This is a genomic window from Paraburkholderia sp. SIMBA_030, from assembly GCF_046535245.1.
Classification (GTDB): domain Bacteria; phylum Pseudomonadota; class Gammaproteobacteria; order Burkholderiales; family Burkholderiaceae; genus Paraburkholderia.
The window spans coordinates 1-240 of sequence record NZ_JAWRXB010001526.1 but is presented as its reverse complement, the minus strand read 5'-3'; the positions used below and the strand labels follow the sequence as shown (position 1 = coordinate 240).

The 240-nt window shown below is 62.9% G+C and carries 1 protein-coding gene; it reads right to left on the bottom strand.

Annotated features, from left to right (window positions below):
• Nucleotides 1-240: DnaB-like helicase N-terminal domain-containing protein (locus tag SB772_RS45115; protein ID WP_410839164.1), on the bottom strand; the 240-nt coding region annotated here is incomplete at both ends.

Here is a 240-nt window from a genome sequence, read left to right as displayed (position 1 = left end):
CGCGCGGCGCAGCGCCAGGTCGTAGATGGCGCGGCCGTAGTCTTCGGCATTGATGATGGTCACGGCTTCGCGGGCGAGGCGGGCCAGATATTCCGACACCGTCATGTCGCCGACCTTCTCGTCGGCCTTCAGGAAGGTCTTGATCGTCACCGGATTGGCGATCTTGCCCATGCGGATGATGTCACCCGCGACCTCGAAGATCTTGCGGTGGAGCGGCTCGTAGAGATGGATCGGCTTGAG